The sequence below is a fragment of the Oscillibacter sp. KLE 1745 genome (assembly GCF_000469445.2).
GTDB lineage: Bacteria > Bacillota > Clostridia > Oscillospirales > Oscillospiraceae > Oscillibacter > Oscillibacter welbionis.
Window position 1 is genome coordinate 29,152 of sequence record NZ_KI271701.1, and the last position, 22,114, is coordinate 51,265.

Consider the following 22,114-nt stretch of genomic DNA (forward strand, 5'->3'; position numbering starts at 1 on the left):
CCCCGCCGCTTTCAGCGGCGAGCCTCCTTTTTTAACAGAACACTACTTCAGACTTCCTCTACCACCCTAAAATAAGATCAGCTGCTGAGTAAGGGTGGGTTTCGCAAGGGTTAGACGTTCTGTTTCCCCCTAGAGATTGCAGCCGTTCAGACTTATTTCCCGCCGTGCTTAATTTGACAATTCTTTTGAGAGTGCGCTTCAAATATTCATGAGATTGTTGTCTGAAAAAAAGGTGACCACTTCTTTTCGAAAAAGGTTTACCGTAGGCGAGATGTACTGCGGAAAAACGGTAACTAGTCCGATGGTTCGGATAGGTGCGTTTTCGATTGGATAGACATTGATACAACTGTCTGGTGGATAGGTAATGGAGGCGGTAATCCGAAAGCCGAACCCCTGCCGGATATACTCGTAACAGGATTCATCATTGTCGATTCGAAAAACAGAATCAAAGGGGATCCCCGCTGCGGACAGGATGGAGTCGCTTTCTTTGTCAAAATTCCCAGTCCGCAAAATAATGGGCATGTCCCGGAGGTCTTCGGAAGTCATACTAACGCCGTTCCTAGGGGCATAGTCCTTGGGAGTAAAGCAGACCATAGGAGTCCTGTGAAGGGGAATAAAAGATGCTGCGTTGTAGTAGGAGTTGAACACGATGGCCAGATCGATCTCTCCACTCTCCATCCAATGTTTGATCTGCATGTCATTGGCCTGGCGGATGGAAACTTTGATGTTGGGATACTTTTGATGGAACTGCTGCAAAATGGAGGGGAGCCAGTCCCGGATCACATTGTTGTATGCGGCGATATGGACGGAACCCGTCACGGAGTTTTTCAGCCGTAGTGCCTCCTCCACCAAAGCGTTGCCGGATTTCAAATAATTCTGTATATAGGGGAGGAGCGCTTTACCGCTGCTGGTCAGCTCAAAGTGGTTGCGCTCGCGGATAAAAAGGGCGTATCCCACGCCGTCTTCAACCTTTTTTACCATGTGGCTTACAGCAGAAGGGGTCAAATTGAGGATATTTGCGGCCTGACTAATACTGTGGTGTTCTGCTACGGTGGCGATAACGTTCCATGAATAGAGTGACATGGCAACCTCCGTTGAATTTTACTTCAATAATACTACAAAAAAACGCCAAAGATTGTCAACGATAATTACGCAATTGCGACTAAAAAACTGTGAAAAAACTCAAAAAAACGTTGGATGGCAATAGACGTGACAAAGAAGTCTCATAAAAACAGCCACTATTAATTGAATTATTGTTCAATTTATGGTGGCTATTTTTGCTATTTACATCAATAAAGGGCAGCTCTATAATAAACAATAATCCGTTGGCGTACTTTATGGGAAAACAAATGTTTTCCTGTGAGAGGTGGTTCTTCGAAAACTCCAGGAACTGAAACGTGTGTACTGAGAAAGGAGACGAAACATGGAAGAGAAAAGCAGAGCTGTGAGAAGCGTGGAATCAGAGGAGACCTTCAACGACTATGAATTTTCCCCAGTGCCCGACGAGAAGAAAAACACCTGGAAGGCCCAGGTCTTTGTCTGGCTGGGCGTTGGCTTCTGCCTGACGGCATTCACTCTGGGCGGCCAGATTGCCCTGGGACTTGGCTTTTGGCCCACTGTCGCGGCAGTGCTTGTGGGCGGCATCATTTTGACAGTGGTGGGTGCCCTGGTGGGTGCCATCGGTGTCCGGAGCGGACTTTCCTCGACTGTTTCCTCTAGATTTACCTTCGGTACTTATGGTGCGATTATTTTCGGACTGATCAACGCCCTGTGCAACTTCGGCTGGTTCGGCTATCAGTGCACATTTTTCGGCAGCAGCATTACCAGCATGTTCAAGCTGGCGGCGGGTATCGAGGTAAATCTGACGGCGTGCATTGTCATCGGCGGCCTACTTATGATGATAACGGCCATTGTGGGTTATAAGGGCATCAAGGTTCTGTCCCAGTTCGGTGTACCGCTGTTGTTCCTGCTGGTGATCGGCGGTGTGATAAAGACGTTTACAGTAGTCCCTGCCGGCGAGATCGTTTCTGCACCCCCAGTTGAGCCGATCTCCTTCGCTACCGCCGTGTCTTTGATGGTGGGCAGCTTTATTGTAGGCGTGTCTATTGTGCAGGATTTCACCAGATACTCCAAGACTGTGAAGGACTCCTCCATCGGCATCGTTTTGGGCTTTACCATTGGTTATCCCGCAGTAGTGATCTGCGGTGCAATCTTTGCCTGCGCCTTCCAGTCCAATGATCTGACCAATACGCTGATCAATGTGCTGGGTTTTGGATACATTGCGGCCTTTATCATCGTGATAGCCACCTGGACCACCAATGATAATAACCTCTATCAGTCCGTTCTGGGCCTCACCAATGCCTGCCACGGCATCATCAAGCTGCCCCGCTGGGTCACCACAGCCATCTGCGGCGTGATTGCCACCATCTTGGGCGCCATCGGCATGATCGACTGGCTGGTTCCTTTCCTGAATATTCTCTGCGTAGTAGTGCCTCCGATTACCGGCGCAATGCTAGCAGATTTCTATATCCTGAAAAATGCGGACAATTACAGATTTGAACTGATGGATAAGATCCCCAACGTGCGGCCTGACACCAGCATTGGAGCCATTGTGGGCTGTCTGGTGGGCCTGTGCATGAACGAGCCCCCCGTAGGATTCGGCGTGCCATTTATGGTGCGGCTGTCTACGATCGTTCCCTCCGCCCTGGTGGCGATGGCCTGCTCCGTGGTGATGGTGCTTATCGCCAATCAGTTTACTGCCAAGAAGGCGGCCTGATAGAACCATGGTCAGGAAGAACATTGTCGTCATTCGTGTCGTCACGCTGGAGGACCAGACCCTGCTGCGGATGCACGGAGACCTGATCGAGGCGTATTATCCTGCGCTCCGAACGGATTCGTACTGTATCGGGGAGCAACCGCGGGGAGTCTGCGATCTGAAGACCAAAACCCTGGCAGTTCCAAAGATCATTGCGTTGGCAAAGAAGCATCAGGACGCAGACGCCATCGTGATCAGCTGCTGTGATGACCCGGCAGTAGAAGAACTGAGGGAGATGCTCTCTGTTCCGGTCATCGGCGCCGGAACGGCTGTGAGTGCGGTGGCCCGCAGCTTGGGCAAACGGGTGGGAATTATTGGAATTACAGAATATGTGCCTGAGCCCTATCGGAGAATTTTGGGAGATGATCTGATTGACCTTGGCAGACCTGAGGGCGTGACGTGCACACTGGATTTGATGATAGGCGCGGGCCGGGAGAGCGTGCTGCGCAAGGCGCGGGAGTTGAAAGCCCAGGGCGCGAACTGTATTGCTCTGGCATGTACGGGAATGAGCACGATTCGGATTGCCCGGGAGATTGAGAACAGCTGCGGCATTCCAGCGGTGGACCCAGTGATGGCAGAGGGACTCTTTGCCTATTATGCTTGCTTGCAAAGCGAACGATAAACGGAAGAAGGAACGCATATGTTAATTAAACAGATCATAGAAGTATTTGATCTGCTGGACAGCCCCCATGCCTGCGGGGAAGAGGTTAAAGCTTATTTACAGAGCAAGGGGGAGGACGATATCACAGTCAAGACTATCCGGGACGGAAAATACGCCACGGATTTTATCAAAATCGTCATCGCCGGAAAGAATGGAAGGCTTACCGGGGGAACTGCTCCCACTATGGGCATTGTGGGGCGGCTGGGTGCGATTGGCGCCAGACCGGAAGTGACTGGATACGTCTCTGACGGCGACGGCGCGTTGTGTGCTCTGGCCGCCGCGTCAAAGTTAATGGAAATGAAGCACAGGGGTGATGCGCTGGAGGGAGATGTAATCATCTGCACCCAAATCTGTCCCCATGCGCCGACGCAGCCTCATGAGCCGGTTCCGTTCATGGGCTCTCCCGTAGACATGGCCACCATGAACCGGGAGGAAGTGAACGACAAAATGGAAGCGGTTTTGTCCATCGACACTACAAAGGGCAACAGCGTCATCAATGTCAACGGTTTTGCAGTGTCTCAGACCGTCAAGGAAGGCTATATCCTGCGGTACAGCAGCGATATTCTGGATATCATGCAGCGCACCACCGGAAAGCCCCCCCACACTTTTGGCGTTTCCATGCAGGATATCACCCCTTACGGCAACGGACTTTTCCATCTCAACAGCATTTTGCAGCCCGCCACAGCGACTGCCGCCCCAGTGATCGGCGTGGCAGTCACCACCGAGCAGCCTGTGGCCGGATGTGCCACGGGAGCGTCTCACTTTGTAGATGTGGAGGAGACCGCACGTTTTGCGGTGGAAGTGGCCAAGGCATACGGTGCCGGTAAGTGCAGCTTTTACGATGAGCGGGAATTCCAAGCCCTGGTAACCCGATACGGAAGCATGTGCGGCCTTCAGACTATGGGGGCGGATGAACAGTGAAAAAGATCGGTGCGATTACCATCGGTCAGGCCCCCAGAACCGATGTGATGGAGGATCTTGACGATATCCTACGGGGAGATGTTGAACTGATACAGGCCGGTGCACTGGATTTATTGACACTGGAGGAAGTGGAAACGCTGCGGCCCGATGGTACGGGAAACACCTTGGTCAGCAGAATGCGAGATGGTACAGGCGTCATGCTGCAAGAGCAGAAAATTCTTCCGCTGCTACAACAGCGGATCCATGATCTGGAGGAGCAGGGTGTCAGCGCGATCCTGATTATGTGCACGGGAGAGTTTCCGGAGACCTTTGTGTCGAGGGTGCCCTTGATCTATCCCAGCAAGGTTATTTGCAACGTCGTGGCAGCTCTGGGCAACCTCTCACGCATTGGAATCATCACGCCAGAAGAGGCTCAGATGGAGGACATTCAAAAAAAGTGGAGGCCCATTGTGGAGACAGTGATCCCCGTTCAGTGGAATCCCTATCTCGAAAGCGAGTCTGAAAGTGCGGTTTCTCGGCTGAGAGATGAGCAGGTGGATCTGGCGGTGATGGATTGCTTCGGATACAGCAGGAAGATGCGTGATTTTGCTGCGCAGTCCCTCGGCAAGCCGGTGATTCTCTCCCGCACGATGGCGGCTCGTGTCCTGTTGGAGATTGTATAAACATTTTTCTGTGGGCCCGAAGCCTCCCGGTTATCAGCCGGGAGGCTTCGGGCAGCCGATCAATATGGCTTAAAGGAGGATTGAGAAAATGGAACGAGATTACAGCGGCGAACTGCTGCGCTTTATTCAGGAGCACCCCAGCGTCTACCATGTGATCGAAGGCCAGCGGCGGATCTTGCTGGAGGCGGGATACGAACAGTTGCTGGAGAGTCAGCACTGGACGCTCCGGGAGGGAGGAAAGTATTTCCTCACCAGAAACCACTCGGCGCTCATCGCATTTCAGGTCCCCAAAAAGCGTTTCCGCGGTTTTATGTTGATGGCCAGCCACAGCGATTCCCCCGCTCTGAAGGTCAAGGAGAACCCCGAGATCACGGTAGGGGGACTGTATAAGAAGCTGAATGTAGAGTTGTATGGCGGTGCGCTTCTGGCGCCTTGGCTGGATCGCCCGCTGTCTGTGGCAGGGCGCCTTCTGGTGAGGACATCTGAGGGAGTGCGGATGCAGTTGGTCAATGTGGACAGGGACCTGTTTTTGATCCCGAGCCTGGCCATCCATATGAACAGGAGCGTCAATGACGGCTATGCGTATAAGGTGCAGCGGGATCTGCTCCCATTGTATGGAGCGGCAGAGGCCCCGGATCTAACGGCTCTTGTCGCCGAAACAGCTGGGATTTCCCCGGAGTCTGTGATTGGACATGACCTGTTCGTATACAACCGGCAAGCCCCCAGCATCTGGGGGGCGGACCGGGAGTTTATGTCCAGCCCGAGACTGGACGATCTGCAGTGTGCCTTCTCCTCCCTGTGCGGCTTTCTGGAGAGCGCCCCGGAGGAAAGCCTTCCGGTCCATGTGGTGTTTGACAACGAGGAGATCGGCTCGTCCACCAGGCAGGGAGCTGCTTCCCCCTTCCTGGAAGACACCCTCCGGCGGATTACGGAGGCGCTTGGCCTGACCTTTGGAGAATATCTGGAAAAGCTACCCCAGAGTTTCCTGCTTTCGGCCGACAACGCCCACGGGATGCATCCCAATTATGCAGACAAGTGCGATCCGGTCAACCGACCCAGACTAGGCGGCGGCGTAGTGGTAAAATATAGCGGAAATCAGAAGTATGCCACGGACGCGGTCTCTGCGGCAATCGTCCGTGTCTTGGCGAAAAAGGCAGGGGTGAAGCTCCAGGTGTTTACCAACCACTCGGATATTCCCGGCGGGACCACTTTGGGGAACATCTCTGTTCAGCATGTCCCTGTCAAGACAGCAGATGTGGGAATTGCGCAGCTGGCTATGCACTCGCCCTATGAGACCTGCGGCACTGGTGATACAGCGGAGCTGATTGGATTGGCCCGAAAACTGTTTTCGTCTTCTCTGGCAGAAAACGGTGATGGGGATTATACAATCGTGTGAAAAACCTGTCTCCCGACTGGGCGGAGGTATGTTCTGAACGCTGCGGCGGGACCGGGGAGGGCTCTGCGCCCTTGGAAAATGGAAAGAAAGGTGAATGCTATGAGTAGAAACGCGACAATCGCACTGGTGCAGATGGACTGCGTCATGCTGGACAAGGAGGCAAACCTGCAGAAGGCAAAGGCCTTTATTGAGCAGGCTGCCCAGCAACATGCCGACCTGATCTGCTTTCCGGAGATGTTCTCAACCGGTTACAGTCCTGCTTTGATCGGGCCCAAATACATCGATATGGCGGAGGAGCCGGATGGCCCCACCTTCTGCTTTCTGGCGGAACTTGCGAAAAAATACAGCATGTATATTGTTGCCCCTATTGTACTCAAGAGCGAGATCCCGGGATTGCTCTACAATGGCCTGATTGTGATTTCCAGAAATGGTCAGCTTATGGGGACCTATAACAAGACCCACCTGTGGGCGGGAGAGCGCTTTTGGTTCAGGGCTGGTGACCGGTACCCTGTGTTCCACATGGATTTCGGCACGGTGGGTCTCATGATCTGTTATGACGGCGGGTTTCCAGAGGTCTCCCGGATCCTGGCACTGTCCGGGGCGGAGCTGATTCTCTGCCCCAGTGCGTTCCCTATCCGTGATAAGGATATGTGGGACACCTATTTCGGCTCCCGCTCCCTAGAAAATTGCTGCTTTGTGGCAGGAATCAACCGCGTTGGAACTGAGGATGACTGTTATATGTTTGGCAATAACAAGATTTATAACTATCGTGGACATCTTCTGGCAGAAGCGCCTGTGGATGAAGAGTTTTTGTTGGTACAAACCGTGGATCTGGACGATGTGGCCTATCACCGGGCAACGGATGTTCCCTATCTGCAGGATCGCCGGGTAGAAACCTATCAAAAGCTCACGGAGATGTATTGATCGGCTTAAAATTACAGCTGGGTAAAAATGACCCGGATCGCGTCCTCCGGCAGAGGCCTCTTCCTCTGGGTGGACCTGCCTGAGGGCATGGATACCATAGGATATTTGATTTTATTTTTACAGAAAAAATATTATGTTAAGAAGCATGCAGGCTGTGGAGTGGGTTTATCACTCCACAGCCTGCATAAGCATATAAGCATTACCTATGCGCTATACGTACTGTTTTCAATGGAGAGACGGAGGGGGGCGGCGCGCTTCCCCGGCTTCATCCAGCTAAAAATAATTTGATTCAAAAATAATATTATGTCTTATTTTTTGCTTGTTTTCTGCGAAGTCATGAAGTATGATAGGGGTGTAAGAGACCGGCGTCCTCCAAAACGGTATATACCGTTTTATTTCCGCTTTGCGGAAATAAGGAGCTTTGTTTTCCGGCGAAAATAACAGAAGAAGGAGCGAGAAAGATGAAAACAGGTAAGAAACTGCTGGCTCTGCTGTTGGCGGTCGTCATGACGATGAGTCTGCTGACCGTGGGGGCGTTTGCGGAGGAGACCCCTTCGTCCGAGACGCCTTTGGAGCAGCAGGATTCCGGCAGCGGGAACATCCCGGACGATCCGGCAGAGGGACCTGCGGATGACCTGACAGGCAATTCTGAGGATGGGGCCGCAGGCGAGTCCGACGCAGCCCTGACGGCGGCAGACACTTCGTATGTGGCAGAGGTCGACGGTCAGCAGTATGAAACACTGCAGGCTGCTGTTGACGCTGTGCAGGGCAGCGGCACGATTGAATTGACGAGCAGTATTGCATTGTCAGATCAGGTGACCATTGACAGCGGAAAGACGATCATTTTAGACATGAATGGTGAGACGTTGTCTATTGGCTTTTCGGACAGCAGTAAAAATTTGATCGTAAACAATGGCACACTTACAATTACAGGCGACGGTACCTTTGATGCAACTGAGGCGACAAGCTACAAGGGCTTCATCAATAACTATGGCACGTTGACTGTGGAAAACGGAACATTTCAGATAGCTGATAAAGCCATGACCGTTCATCTGAGAAATCAGGATGGCGGTAAGGCTGTGATTAATGGCGGAACTTTTAGCGGTGGGGCAACGATTGTTCGCAGCTTTGAAGGCTCCAATACGACAATTACCGGCGGAAGCTTTACAAATAGTGTTTATCCCGCTGTTGATGTAAACGGAGAAACGCTGATTACCGGCGGAATTTTTACGAATACGTCTTGCAGCAGGTGCGATAGCCAAAATTGGGGATATACGGTCCGCAGCGGCGTGGACAACGATCCTGATGCCAAGCTGACGATTACGCCGTCGTCTGAGGGAAGCGTTGTTGTGACCGGCACGCAGGGAGCCCTTAGTGCGACCGCTGGGACAATGGAAGTCAATGGCGGCAGCTATAAGACGGTAGATTGCGCCCAGAAGCATGGCGCTGTATTCTATGCGCTTTATGTGGCCGGAGAAGCCGGTGCCGTACAGGTTGTTGTAAATGACGGTACATTTGTGACGGAGGGGAAGCAGACTGCCGTTCTGGTTGGAAACAGCAACGACGGGGGCCTGAAAGAACAGGCGGTTCTCCAAATCAGAGGCGGTCAATTCAGCGCACCTGAAGGAATTCCGGCCTACAAGGTAGATGTAGCCTTGGGCGGATTGAACATCACTGGCGGCACATTCTCCAGCAAAGTCGATGAACAGTATCTGGCCGAGGGCTATGTGCAGAACGCCAACGGCGAGGTCGGCTCCCGGGAAGAGATGATGGTTGCCGAGGTCACAACCGCAGAGGGGGTGGAACAGTATACCTCCCTGGCAGAGGCTGTGGAAGCGGCTGCGGACAAGTCTGTCATTACGCTGCTCAAAGATACAGAGGGCGACGGAATTGTGATCGATACATCCAAAAAGAACCTGACGATCGACTTCAATACCCACTCCTATACGGTCAGCGGAAGCACGGTGGGGTCTTCCGGTACAGAAACCAACGCGTTTCAGTTCTTGACGGGTGGTTCCCTGACGCTGAAAAACGGGTCTATCATCTTTGCCAATCAGAAGACCCTGCTGATCGGCCTGCAGAACTATTGCAACCTGACGCTTGAGAATATGGTGATTGATGCCAGTCAGGCAAGCGCACCCTGTCAGTATGCGATTTCCAACAACTGCGGTACTGTTCAGTTTATCGGAAATACGAGTATAAAGGCATATAAAAACCAAACGGCTTTTGATTCCTGCAAGTTTGGCAGTTACGAGATTCCCACGGTGAAGATCCATACCACAGGCACCATTACCGGCGATATTGAATTGAGCGGCGGCAAGCTGGAGATTTCTGCCGGCAAGTTTGAGGGAAATATTCGTACGGTCAGCGGTTACACAAAGGGTGATGCAATCATCACCGGCGGCACGTTCTCCAGCGATGTGAGCGAGTATCTGGCCGAGGGTCTTGGACAGGATGCCAACGGTACTGTGGGCAAGGTCGAAGAGGGATTTGCTGCCGTCAGAATCGGCGATACCTATTATCAGACGCTGGCCAAGGCCATCGCCGAAGCAAAAGAAAATGATACCATCACGCTGCTGAGAGAGGTGGATCTTGGCAGCGACAAAGTTACGATCAACAAAGCGGTCACTCTGGATCTGAATGGCTGCACGCTTACAAGTTCTAACGCGACCAATACGCTGTGGCTGGAAGCCAGCCGTGTGACCGTTCAGGACAGTAAGGGGAACGGCAAGATCCAGAATACTGGCTCCGGCAGCAACAATATTGCAGTTGTTGTCAATGGTCAGGGCACTGAGGCGTATTTCAAAAGCGGTACGGTTTCCGGTAACTATGCCGTCTTTATTCAGAACGGAGCAAAGGCCGTAATTGACGGCGGCAAATACACAGGCACCTATGGTATCAACACAGTTGGTACAGGTAATGAGGCAAACAAAACCGCTGTGGAGATCAACGGCGGGGAGATACAGGCGGTCGCATTTGCGGTTGCCGGAAATGGCTCTGCCGACTATACGGAGACAGTGATTACCGGCGGCAGACTGGAATCCACTGAGGGAAATGTCATCTATCATCCCCAGGTAGGCGACCTGACGATCAAGGGTGATGCAGAACTGATCGGCCCGAACGGCGTGCAGTATTGCGGCGCCGGTACGCTGACCATTGCTGAAAATGCTGTGATTACCGCAACGCTGCCCTTTACGGAATTTCCCACCAAGCCCGCTTCCCAGGGGGATGGCAGCACCGATGATGGCGCGGCCCTGTCTGTTGTTTCCCGCGGCGGCGGTTACCAGGGCGAGGGGCAGACCATGACCGTGAATATCACCGGCGGTACGCTGACCAGCCGCAACAATGCGGCGATTGCCGTATACCGTTTGGAACGTGTAAACGGCCAGTGGACAACAAATGAGAATACCAAGATTGTCAGCTACCTTGCGGCGCTGACAGTCAGCGGAGGCAACTTCTCTGCCGGCAGCAAAAAGGACGCTTTTGAGATTGATACCCAGGCTGCCGACGAAATCAGTGTTACCGGCGGCTACTTCACCTCTGATCCCAGCGATTACGTACCGGAAAATGCGGAACCCAAGCTCTTTGTGGTCGCTTCCGACAAGACGGGCTACGCCTACATGGTGACCACCACGAAGCCTACGGAGGTCGATCCCATTGTCACGGAGAAGACGGAGACTGAAGTAAGCGAGAGTATCGAGCCGGAAGACCAGAAAAAGATCGAAGCGGTCATCGACAATGCGCAGGTCAGCGGCGTTTCTGACGCGGTGACGGAGTCCGCGCAGAATGCCATTATCAATCAGGTGGAGGGAGAACTGAAGCCCGAGGATAAAGTGGTGGTGGAGATCACCGTGAGTCTGACCGCCGATAAAGCGGATTTGACCACAGAGGACAAGATGTATGTCTCCTATAAGGCAGAGCCTGTGGCGAAGGTCATAGTCAACGGCGAAGACAAAGCGGAGAATATTGCCGTTCCCAACGACTATCTGGACGGCCAGACTCTCATTGAGGTCCGCCTGCCGATTCCGGCGGACTTGGAGCCCCAGGAGATCATGCACATTGCGGATGACGGCACCCGTGAGCGATATCTGAATGGTTCCGGCTTCACTGTGGAGGATGGCTGCGCGGTGCTGCATGTTAAGCATTTCAGCACCTTTGTGCTCAACGGCCAGCTGACAGTTGCCGCCAAGATCGGTGAGAGCGAGTACGGCACGCTGCAGGAGGCTGTGAACGCCGCGAAGTCCGGCGATACCATCGTTTTGACGCAGGATTGTGACGAGAAGATCTCTGTCTCCGGTAAGAGCGTGACCATTGACCTCGATGGACACACTTATGATAAGGACAAGATCACGCTGGGCAGCCGCTGCAGCATGAGCGTGAGCGATGATAAGATCACGATTACTTATTCCGCTCCCTCCGGCGGCGGATCCTCTTCCTCCAGCAGCGGTGATTACACCGTCAGCGTGGAGAACAGCAAGCACGGCACCGTCACCGTCAGTCCCAAGCGGGCGGACAAGGGCGATACCGTGACCATCACCGTCAAGCCCGACAATGGCTATGAGCTGGACGAGTTGACTGTCACCGACAAGGACGGCGACACTGTGAAGCTCCAGAGCAAGGGCGGCAACAAGTACACGTTTACCATGCCCGGCAGCAAGGTCACTGTGGAGGCCACGTTCACTCTGGAGAAAGAGGAGAACCTGCCCTTTGCCGACGTGACGGAGGACTATTGGGCCGTGGAGGAGATCACCTGGGCCTATGAAAACGGCTATATGAACGGTGTCAGCGCCGAGCGGTTCGCCCCCGGCAGCACGGTGACCCGCCAGCAGCTGTGGATGGTTTTGGCCCGTCTGACGGAGTTCAATCCCTCCAACATGACCGAGGCGCAGCACTGGGCCGTGGAGAGCAAGATTTCCGACGGCAGCAACCCCGGCGGCGCCCTGACCCGCCAGCAGATGGTGACCATCCTGTACCGCTGGGCGCAGCAGATGGGCTATGACGTGTCCGGGCGGGCCGATCTGTCCGCGTTCCCGGACAACGCCTCCGTGGCCGCTTACGCCACGGAACCCATGACCTGGGCTATCGCAGAGGGGATCATCTCCGGCACCACTGAGGGCCTGCTGAACCCTGCCGGCACGGCCACTCGCGCCCAGTTTGCGGTGATTTTGTACCGGTTCTTTGAAAATGTGATGTAAGTACCATGCTTTGCTTCAGGGCGGTCCTTCGGGGCCGCCCTGTTTTTCTGTCCGATGGCGGGATGCAAAGCCATCAAGATACGAGATGAATGGATATATCTCCTGCATGTGCCGCAATGTCTATGAAACTCCCTGGGACGCACTGTGCGTCCCGGGGAGTTTCGGGCATAGAGGGGCGTCCCATGAAGTCGCTGGCCGTACGGCAGGACACGGCAGCGAGGGGCCAGACAAGGAGCAAAGAGGGATCCATTCAACCGTTAGGCCGGCGGCGGTTCCTGAAATAGAGCCGGAGGGCGGCAGGCAGACGCGATCCGCTTCTCTGCATGTCAGCTTTGACGGCCCAAGGCAGGAGGCTGGACCTCGTCCGGAACTGCCACTGACATGCAGATGGAGGGGATGTGTTCCTTCCCGAGGGGGGACCTGCTCCTTGACGGAAGAGAATCCTTCCAGCACAGCTTTAACTTCGATTTTACAAACAGGGGGTGGAGCGACCCCCGCCTCTCCCTTTATACTGGTATCAACCGACGGGCCGGCCTTGTTGGAGAAAAATATTTCGCCTCTTCTACAAGCGGCCGATTCCCGCTGAGGGGGGTTCTTTTCATGAGAACAGGCACCGCCTTGTAAGTTTGCTACGGGATAGGAGAGATCAGATCATGCGGCAGGATATTCGGGTTTTGGACCGGGTGCGCGGCGCCTACGCCTCCCTGCGGCCATCGGAGCAGCGGGTGGCGGACTATGTGCTGAAGGACCCGGAGACCTGTACCCGGTGCACCATTTCGGAGCTGGCAGACCAAGTGCAGGTGAGCCAGCCCACAGTGATCCGCTTCGTGCAGGCCCTTGGATTTGACGGCTACCGCAACTTCAAATACTGCCTCATCCGGGACCGCAGCGGCGGCGCGGCCCGGGAGGCCTGCTTCGACCACTTGGGAGGCTTCGACTTGAAGCCCTGGGACCAGCTGGAGGACCTCCCCCTGAAAGAGGTTCGGGTGTCCGGCGGCCTGCTGGAGGAGGCACTGAAGTCCCTGTCCGTCCAGGAGCTGGACCGGGCCGGGCGGATGCTTGCCACTGCCCGGACCATCGACATCTACGGGGTGGAGAACTCCTGCACGCCGGCCAGTGATCTCCTGACCAAGCTGACCTATCTGGGGCTCTGCTGCCGGATGCACACCGACGCCTATCTCCAGCAGATCGCCGCCGCCCATCTGGGGGTGGCAGACGTGGCGGTAGCCTTTTCCCACTCCGGCTGCTCCATGGATACGGTGAAGGCGCTGAGACTGGCCAGAAGGGCGGGGGCAAACACCATCGCCGTCACCAGTCGGAAGAATCCTCTCTTGGCCAAGTACGCCGACGTGTGCCTGTATACCGGGGGAGAGGACACTGTGATCTACGGCACAGCCATCTTCTCCCGCATCCCCGATCTGGCGGTGGTGGATCTGCTGTACATGGGGATCATTCAGAGCGACTATGAGCGGTTCTCCCGCAGTCTGGACAAAAGCGGAGCGGTCATTGCCGACCGAGGCTATCCGGAGGCGTGAGATTCCCCGGCGGGGGCTTTCTTTGTAATTTTTCTACAAGGAAGGCCCCCTGTTTTTGATGCCTTTTTACATTTCTCTAACGGAAAATTAAACCTTTCACGCTTGTTTTGCGGAGCTGGAATTTGCTAGGATTACACCGTCGCCGGACGTGCGGCGGCGCCCACAAGAACTTTTGAAACCGAGAAAGGAGCGGTTTTCATGCTGGAACTGGAGCATATCCAGAAGGCATTTGACGGCGTGCCTGTACTCAAGGACCTCTCTCTCCAGGTGGAGGACGGAGAGATCGTCTCCATCCTGGGGCCCTCTGGCTGCGGCAAGACCACCCTGCTCAATATCATCTTGGGCATCGTGGATGCCGACCAGGGAGAGATCCGATACAGCGGGGAGGATCTGACCCGCACCCCCATGGAGAAGCGGGGCTTCAACATCGTCTTTCAGGACTACGCCCTCTTTCCCAATTTAAACGTACAGCAGAACATCACCTACGGCCTGCGGAACAAGCCCGGCATCTCCTCTCGGGAGGAGGTGGATGAGCTCATCGACCTGCTGGGCCTGCGGGAGCACCTGGGCAAGCGCATCGACCAGCTCTCCGGCGGCCAGAAGCAGCGGGTGGCCCTGGCCCGCACCCTGGTGATGAAACCCCGGATTCTCCTGCTGGACGAGCCCCTGTCCGCCCTGGACGGAGTCATCAAGGAATCCATCAAGGACCGGATCAAGACCATCGCCCGGGAGTACCACCTGACCACCATCATCGTCACCCATGACCCGGAGGAGGCCCTCACCCTGTCCGACCGGGTGCTCATCATCGATCAGGGGTCCATCTCCCAGTACGCCAAGCCGGACGAGATCGTCCACCAGCCCAGGAACGACTTCGTGCGCAAGTTCATCCTCCGCCAGCTGGAGATCAAGCGCGGCAACATCTACGCCCTGTTCGGCGACCGCCCGCAGCTGGCCGGCGAGGCTGTTTGAGGAAAGGCGCCATGAGACGGAAAAATTGGGAGCTGAAGGGGATTTTCTGGATCATCACCCTTCTGTTCGTGGGCTTCCTGGCCGCCCCCATCCTCCTGCTGCTGGGCAAGTCCCTGGTGGGGGAGGGCGGATTTACCTGGGAGTTCTATGCCTCGGTGGTGACCCGGGAGGGATTTCTCACGGCCCTTGGCAACAGCTTTGCGGTGGCGGCCGCATCGGCCGTGACGGCCACGGTCATCGCCTTCCTGATGGCCTATGCGGTCCACTACACCGGATTGCCCAGGTGGGCCAAGCGGCTCATCACCGCCATCGCGACCCTGCCCATGTTCCTGCCCACCATCACCTATGGCTTTGCCATCATCTACTCCTTCGGCAAACAGGGGCTGCTCACCCGCCTGCTGGGACGGCAGTTCTTTGACATCTACGGCTTCGGCGGGCTGCTGGTGGGCTATGTGATCTATACCATTCCGGTGGCCTTCCTGCTGATCCACAACACCATGGGTTTTGTGGACAAAAAGACCATCATTGTCTCCAAGGCCATGGGGGACCGGGACCTGGCCACCTTCTGGATCGCCATTCTTCGCCCCCTGCTGGGAACTCTGGCGGGCGCCTTCATTCAGGCCTTCTTCCTGTGCTTCACCGACTTCGGCATCCCCGCCTCGGTGGGCGGCGGCTATGAGGTCATCGCCACCCTCCTCTACAACCAGATGCTGGGCGGCATCCCCGACTTCAACCGGGGGGCGGTCATCGCCATGATCCTGCTCATCCCCTCCATCGGCAGCATCTGCATCCTGCAGCTGCTGGAGCGGTTCAATATCCGCTATACCCGCATCTCCCAGGCGGACCTGCGGAAGAACCCCCTGCGGGATACGGGGTGGGGCGTCTCCAGCACGGCGATCTCAGTGGCCATCCTGTCTATCTTCGCGGTGATCTTTGTGGTCCCCCTGGTGGAGGAGTGGCCCTATCAGACCAGCTTCTCCCTGGAGCACTTCGCCGCCGTATTCACCGACAGCGAGCTGATTACCGTCTACTGGCACTCTCTGGTGATGGCCCTGCTCACTGCCTTCCTGGGCACTCTGGCGGCCTACGGCGCCGCCCTCATCACCGCCCGGAGCACCTTGCCCCCGCGGTACAAGCGGGTCATCGAGAGCATTGCCCTGGTGACCAACGCCATCCCCGGCATGGTGCTGGGTGTGGCCTATCTGTTTCTCTTCTCCGGCAGCGGCCTGCAGAATACCCTGCTGCTGATGATCCTGTGCAACATCGTCCACTACTTCTCCACCCCCTATCTGATGATGAAGAACTCCCTGTCCAAGATGAACGCCGGCTGGGAAACCACAGCCATGCTCATGGGGGACAGCTGGCTCCAGACCATCCTCCGGGTGGTCACCCCCAACGCTCTGTCCAGTCTCATCGAGGTGTTCAGCTACTACTTCATCAATTCCATGGTCACCATCAGCGCCCTCATTTTCATCGCCGGGGCCCGGACCATGGTTCTCACCACCATGATCAAGCAGCTGCAGTACGTGAACCGCTTCAACGAGGTGTTCGTCCTCTCCCTGCTGATCCTGGCCACTAACCTGATCGCCAAGGGGCTCTTCTCCTGCCTGGCCAGCTATAAGGCATCCCATCCGGTGAAAGAGCGCCGTTCCATCCAACTCTTTGGAAACAGAAAGGAAGCAGTCCAATGAATTTCAAAAAATACCTCGCCCTGGGAACCGCCCTGACCCTGACCCTTCTCGCCGGCTGCGGCAGCTCCGGCTCCGGCGATGACCAGATCGTCATCTACTCCAACGCCGATGAGGAGGCCATCACTGCCATGGAGAACGCTCTGGACGCAGGCGGTTATGAGGGCAAGTATATCGTGCAGACCTACGGCACCTCCGAGCTGGGGGGCAAGCTGCTGGCCGAGGGCACCAACCTAGAGGCGGATCTCGTGACCATGAGCACCTTCTATCTCCAGAGCGCCCAGGAGCAGAACAACATGTTCCTGCCCCTGGACTTTGAGGTGAACACCCTGGAGGAGGTGCCTGACTACACCGCCCCCATCACCTCCCAGGAGGGGGCCATCATCCTGAACACTGAGCTGATGGCCTCAGAGAACCTGCCCACTCCCACCTGCCTGAAGGACCTGGCTGACCCGGTGTACGCCGGACAGGTGGCCGTCACTGACATCCAGTCCTCCTCCACCGCATGGCTGCTGATCCAGGCCCTGGTGGACGTCTACGGCGAGGACGGGGCCGAGGAGACGCTGGCCGCCATCTATGACAACTGCGGCGCCCACATCGAGACCTCCGGCTCCGGCCCCCTGAAGCTGTGCCGGGCCGGCGAGGTGGCCATCGGCTTCGGTCTGCGCCACCAGGCAGTGGCCGACAAGGCTGACGGCCTGCCCATCGACTACGTGGACCCCACGGAGGGCAACTTCTCCCTTACCGAGTCCGTGGCCGTCCTGGACAAGGGGGAGGACACCAACCCCCTGGCCATGGAGATGGCGCGGTGCATCATAGAAAACGGCCGCGCCGAGCTGATCCAAACCTACCCGAATCCCCTCTATGAGGGCGAGACCGCCGACCCCGCCAACCAGTCCGACTACCCCAGCATCTTTGACGAGCCCCTGACCTTCGAGCTGTTCACCGCCCACCAGGAGCTCTCCGAACGGGCCAAGGGCTGAACTGGCTTGTCTGTGAGAAAAGGAGGAACCGACCATGAATACCTATAAACTACTGACCCCCGGGCCCCTGACCACCACCGACACGGTGAAGGAGGAGATGCTGGTGGACCGGTGCACCTGGGATGACGACTACAAGGCCGTCACCCAGAAGATCCGCCGCCAGCTGCTCCAGCTGGGGCACGTGTCGGAGGATGACTACACGGCCGTCTTGATGCAGGGCAGCGGCACCTTCGGAGTGGAGAGCGTCCTCTCCAGCGTGGTGGGGGACGAGGACAAGGTCCTCATCTGCTCCAACGGGGCCTACGGGGTGCGCATGACCCGGATCTGTGACCGGAACCGCATTCCCTATGTCCACTACGCCGAGAGTTATGACCACATCCCCGACCCCGCCCGCGTCGCCCGTCTGCTGGCTCAGGACCCGGCCATTACCCACGTGGCCATGGTCCACAGTGAGACCACCAGCGGCATCCTCAACGACATCCAGTCCGTGGGCAAGGTGGTCCGGGACGCCGGGCGGACCTTCATCGTGGACGCCATGTCCTCCTTCGGCGGGGTGGATATCCCCGTCTCCGACTGGGGCATCGACTTTCTGGTGTCCAGCGCCAACAAGTGCATCCAGGGAGTACCCGGCTTCTCCTTCATCCTGTGCCGCCGGGACAAGCTGCTCTCCAGCGAGGGCAAGGCCCGCTCTCTGTCCCTGGACCTGCTGGACCAGTGGAAGGGGATGGAGAAGGACGGCAAGTGGCGCTTCACCTCCCCCACCCATGTGGTGCTGGCCTTCTCCAAGGCACTGGACGAGCTGGAGGCGGAGGGGGGCATCCCCGCCCGGCACCGCCGCTATGCCGAGAACAACCGCCTGCTCATTGAGAAGATGCGCGCCATGGGATTTGCCCCATACATCGACGGGAGCCGACAGGGCCCCATCATCACCACCTTCTTCTATCCCGCCGGGGTACCCTTCCAGTTCTCCGAGTTTTACACCTACATCAAGGAGCGGGGCTACGTCCTCTACCCGGGCAAGCTCACCGATGCAGATACCTTCCGGGTGGGCAACATCGGAGAGATCTACCCGGAGGATATTGAGAAACTTGCTTCCATCATCGCCGGCTTCCTGGCTGCCCATAAGGAGGAGATCGCATGATCCAGGCCGTCATCTTTGACTGGGCGGGCACCACTGTGGACTACGGCTGCTTCGCCCCCGTCCAGGCCTTTCAGGAGGCCTTCGCCCACCACGGCGTGCCGGTCACCCTGGAGGAGACCCGTAAGCCCATGGGTATGCTGAAGCGGGACCACATCCGCACCATGCTCCGGATGGAGCGCATCGCCCGGGCCTGGGAGGAGACCCACGGCCGCCCCGCGGGGGAGGAGGACGTGGAGGCTGTGTACGCCCTGTTTGAGCCCAAGCTCTTCTCCATCCTGGACCGGTTTTCCACACCCAAGCCGTTTGCGGTGGAAACAGCGGCCGCCCTGCGGGAGATGGGGCTGAAGATCGGCTCCACCACCGGCTATACCGACTCCATGATGCACATTGTCGCACCCACGGCCGCCCGACTGGGCTACGCCCCTGACTTCTGGATCAGCCCCGACGGGGTGGGCGGCAGGGGCCGTCCCGATCCCTACATGATCTTTGAAAACCTGAAGGCGCTGGAGGTCCCCAGTGTGAAGAACGCCGTGAAGGTGGGGGACACTGTCTCCGACATCCGGGAGGGGGTCAACGCCGGCGTGTGGTCAGTGGGGGTCATCGAGGGCAGCTCCGTCCTGGGTCTGAGCCAGACAGAGTACGAGGCCCTCACTCCGGAGGTGCGCAGGGATGTCTGCCGCCGGGCAGAGGAGACCTTCCGCACCGCTGGAGCCCACTTTGTGCTGAACGATTTGTCCCAGCTGCCGGAGCTCATTCGGATGATCGGGTAATCACAACCCAAGTACATCTCAACTGATGCTGCCCCCAGGCCATGCAGATGGAGAAACCGACAGCAGCCCATAACCCGCAGGCCGTTGGTTCAAATCCGGCCTCAGCAGCCACAAAGCCGTCTGATTTTTTAAGAAATCAGACGGCTTTTCCGTGCATAAAGAGAACTGCCGGAACAGCCGGAGGTTCCCCAAAGCCTAAGCTCTGAAAAAGCATCCTCCTTTGCTGGAATGGAAGAGATCTGCCAACCACCGGAACGAACAAAAGGAGGAATCAAGTCCGAATGAAACCTGAATGGGCGTCATCAATGAATGGATTTGGCAGTTAAGTGAGACAAAGGCAAGGGACCTTCTGGAAATCAGCTATGTGGGCCGTAGACGTGTCTCCTACCATTTCCGGTTCTCAATTCGAGCCGATTGACTGGACTGAAAAGCGATCAGAAGCAGCCGTTGCAGGCACTGGGCCGGACTGTGCTGCCCACGATTCTCATACCATTAAGATTTTGCCGGCAGATCAGGAGAACAAACTCTCTATGTGAGAGGTGTGCCGGCTCCCGAAGTAAGACTTAGCGGCCTTCGGCTCCAGGTTTGTGGCTTTGCTTGGCCGGAACGGCGGGATCCTCCGCCGGACTGATTGCGCCCGAAGACCCCAACATTTCATTTCCGGGAATTGAATATTTCGCCTCACAAAGCCATCGCCCCGATAGCTCTCTCCCCACGAACCGGGACGATGGAGGGGCCTGTCCGTGCGGCGGTTTGCATATACGCCGACAGCCGGAAAATCCGCAAAAATGATTCAGCACCTTTTCTTTTCGACAAAATACGATATAATAAAGAAAAACGCCCGTTCCACAGCCGGGACGCTGCCTCTCCGATTGCATGGAATGGATTCGGTGGGATTTGCCGGCGGGAGCTGTTTGAAATTCAGAACACTGCGTATGGGGAGGAGACTCATGATTTCGCTGTTTCTTGTTGAGGATGAGCGGATTGCCCGGGAGAGTATCCGAGACAATGTTCCTTGGCAGGAACACGATATCCTGTTCCTGGGGGATGCGCCGGATGGAGAAGTCGCTCTGCCGCAGCTCCTGGAAAAACGGCCGGATATTCTGCTGACGGACATCAAGATGCCGTTTATGGACGGCCTGGAGCTGGCCCGGATCGTGCGGAAGGAGCTGCCGGATACCCGCATCATCATCCTCAGCGGACACAATGAATTTGAATATGCCAGAAAGGCCATCACCCTGGGCGTAAATGACTATCTGCTCAAGCCTGTCTCCAGCAGGGATATTCTGGAAGCCGTGGACCGCAGCAAGGCGCAGATTTTGGAATGCCGCGCACGGCGGATTGAGCGGCAGAGCCATAGCATCACACAGCGGGAGCTCTTTTTCAGCAATCTGTACAGCGGCATCCTGATGGGACCGGCGCAGATGCTCCAGCGTGCGGCGCAGCTCGGGATCTCTTTGGCTGCAGGAGCCTACCAGATCATCCTGACGGAGCTGGACGGTGTGATACCGGATCGGGAGGCGTTGCGGGACAAGCTGTATGCCGCGCCAATGGCATACGGCTCCGGCTTTGATGGGGAGCGGGCCACGTTCCTGCTGCTGGCGGAAGACGCGGCCGGGCTTCCCCCGAAATTGCGGGAGTTCTCTGCATGGCTGGATGCGCTGGCCGGGCAGGAGGGACTGAGCGTGCATCTGCTGCCTGGAAAACAGGCGGCCCGGCTCAGCGACCTGCCGAAAGCATACCATCTGCTGACGATTCAGAAAAAGCAGCGGGAGTCCGCAGACAGCAAGACGCTGTCCCACTCCACCTCCTTCCAGCGGGACACCCTGCTGGACTTTTTGCGGACTGGGAAGCCGTCTGCGCTTCCGTCGTTTTGGGCCCACTACCGGCCGACCATCGAGTCGGGGTATTCCTCCTTTGTCTATCGCTGCTATCTCTATACAGAGCTTTTCTTTGTGGTCCATGAGTTCTGCCAGGAAAACCGGATCCCCCTTCCGGAATCCCTGCGCCAGGAGGATCTGCTGGAAAAGCGTATTCTGCTGACGAATTCCGTAGATGATTTCCTGACGCTGGCTTGCCAGCTCTGCGAAGAGGTGATGGAGGTCCGCCCCGGGGGAAGCCGGCACACGCCCTCCGCAGAGCAAGCCAGAGCGTATATCGACCGCCACTATATGGACCCGGAGCTGTCCCTCTCCTCGGTTGCGAATGCAGTGTCTGTAAGCCCCAACCACCTCAGCACGCTTTTCAAATCCAAAATTGGCGTCGGGTTCAGTGAATATCTGACGGAGGTCCGAATTCGCCAGGCCAAACGCCTGCTGATTACCAGCGATCTGCGGGTCAGTGAGGTCGGAGAACGGGTGGGGTATCAGAATATGGAGTATTTCAGCATGCTGTTCAAGAAAAACACCGGGCAGACGCCCAGCCAGTACCGCCGCTCCCACACGCTATGAGACG

General features: G+C 56.5%; 15 protein-coding genes. 14 read left to right on the forward strand and 1 reads right to left on the reverse strand.

Annotation, left to right across the window (positions count from 1 at the left end; all coding sequences use genetic code 11):
* Positions 1-198 precede the first annotated feature (198 nt).
* Positions 199-1,083: a LysR family transcriptional regulator gene (locus HMPREF1546_RS05055; protein WP_036629650.1), complete on the reverse strand. Its 885-nt coding sequence runs from the start codon at positions 1,081-1,083 to the stop codon at positions 199-201.
* 340 nt (positions 1,084-1,423) lie between these two features.
* On the opposite strand from HMPREF1546_RS05055, the gene HMPREF1546_RS05060 reads away from it, so the two are divergent.
* The 14 genes from HMPREF1546_RS05060 to HMPREF1546_RS05135 all read left to right on the forward strand — a co-directional run bounded on the left by HMPREF1546_RS05060 (position 1,424) and on the right by HMPREF1546_RS05135 (position 22,110).
* Positions 1,424-2,776 (forward strand): cytosine permease, encoded by a 1,353-nt coding sequence (locus HMPREF1546_RS05060; protein WP_021748057.1) that lies wholly within the window; start codon positions 1,424-1,426, stop codon positions 2,774-2,776.
* Positions 2,777-2,783: 7 nt separating this feature from the next.
* On the forward strand, positions 2,784-3,437 hold the full coding sequence (locus HMPREF1546_RS05065; protein ID WP_021748056.1) for an aspartate/glutamate racemase family protein: 654 nt from the start codon (positions 2,784-2,786) through the stop codon (positions 3,435-3,437).
* Positions 3,438-3,455: 18 nt separating this feature from the next.
* Positions 3,456-4,397, forward strand: a complete 942-nt coding sequence (locus HMPREF1546_RS05070) for a DUF1177 domain-containing protein (RefSeq protein WP_021748055.1) — start codon at positions 3,456-3,458, stop codon at positions 4,395-4,397.
* Positions 4,394-5,059, forward strand: a complete 666-nt coding sequence (locus HMPREF1546_RS05075; protein ID WP_021748054.1) for an AroM family protein — start codon at positions 4,394-4,396, stop codon at positions 5,057-5,059. Before HMPREF1546_RS05070 ends, HMPREF1546_RS05075 begins: the two co-directional genes overlap by 4 nt.
* Positions 5,060-5,147: 88 nt before the next feature.
* On the forward strand, positions 5,148-6,455 hold the full coding sequence (locus tag HMPREF1546_RS05080) for a M18 family aminopeptidase (RefSeq protein WP_021748053.1): 1,308 nt from the start codon (positions 5,148-5,150) through the stop codon (positions 6,453-6,455).
* 99 nt (positions 6,456-6,554) lie between these two features.
* A complete protein-coding gene (locus HMPREF1546_RS05085) occupies positions 6,555-7,379 on the forward strand; it encodes a nitrilase-related carbon-nitrogen hydrolase (RefSeq protein ID WP_036629663.1) in 825 nt (274 codons plus the stop codon).
* A gap of 461 nt (positions 7,380-7,840) precedes the next feature.
* Positions 7,841-12,574 carry an S-layer homology domain-containing protein gene (locus tag HMPREF1546_RS19545; RefSeq protein WP_021748049.1) on the forward strand — a complete coding sequence of 1,578 codons (4,734 nt, stop codon included), beginning with the start codon at positions 7,841-7,843 and terminating at the stop codon, positions 12,572-12,574.
* 653 nt (positions 12,575-13,227) lie between these two features.
* Positions 13,228-14,109 carry a MurR/RpiR family transcriptional regulator gene (locus HMPREF1546_RS05105; RefSeq protein ID WP_021748047.1) on the forward strand — a complete coding sequence of 294 codons (882 nt, stop codon included), beginning with the start codon at positions 13,228-13,230 and terminating at the stop codon, positions 14,107-14,109.
* Positions 14,110-14,307: 198 nt separating this feature from the next.
* On the forward strand, positions 14,308-15,078 hold the full coding sequence (locus HMPREF1546_RS05110; RefSeq protein WP_021748046.1) for an ABC transporter ATP-binding protein: 771 nt from the start codon (positions 14,308-14,310) through the stop codon (positions 15,076-15,078).
* Positions 15,079-15,089: 11 nt separating this feature from the next.
* Positions 15,090-16,769, forward strand: a complete 1,680-nt coding sequence (locus HMPREF1546_RS05115) for an ABC transporter permease subunit (protein WP_021748045.1) — start codon at positions 15,090-15,092, stop codon at positions 16,767-16,769.
* Entirely contained in the window at positions 16,766-17,749 is a 984-nt protein-coding gene (locus tag HMPREF1546_RS05120) for an extracellular solute-binding protein (protein ID WP_021748044.1), read from the forward strand. The genes HMPREF1546_RS05115 and HMPREF1546_RS05120 overlap by 4 nt, the downstream gene beginning before the upstream one ends.
* Positions 17,750-17,783: 34 nt before the next feature.
* Complete coding sequence (locus HMPREF1546_RS05125) at positions 17,784-18,890, forward strand: 2-aminoethylphosphonate--pyruvate transaminase (RefSeq protein ID WP_021748043.1); 1,107 nt, start codon at positions 17,784-17,786, stop codon at positions 18,888-18,890.
* On the forward strand, positions 18,887-19,660 hold the full coding sequence (gene phnX, locus HMPREF1546_RS05130; protein WP_021748042.1) for a phosphonoacetaldehyde hydrolase: 774 nt from the start codon (positions 18,887-18,889) through the stop codon (positions 19,658-19,660). The genes HMPREF1546_RS05125 and phnX overlap by 4 nt, the downstream gene beginning before the upstream one ends.
* Before the next feature lie 950 nt (positions 19,661-20,610).
* Positions 20,611-22,110: a helix-turn-helix domain-containing protein gene (locus HMPREF1546_RS05135; protein WP_025544016.1), complete on the forward strand. Its 1,500-nt coding sequence runs from the start codon at positions 20,611-20,613 to the stop codon at positions 22,108-22,110.
* The last annotated feature ends 4 nt before the right edge of the window (positions 22,111-22,114 follow it).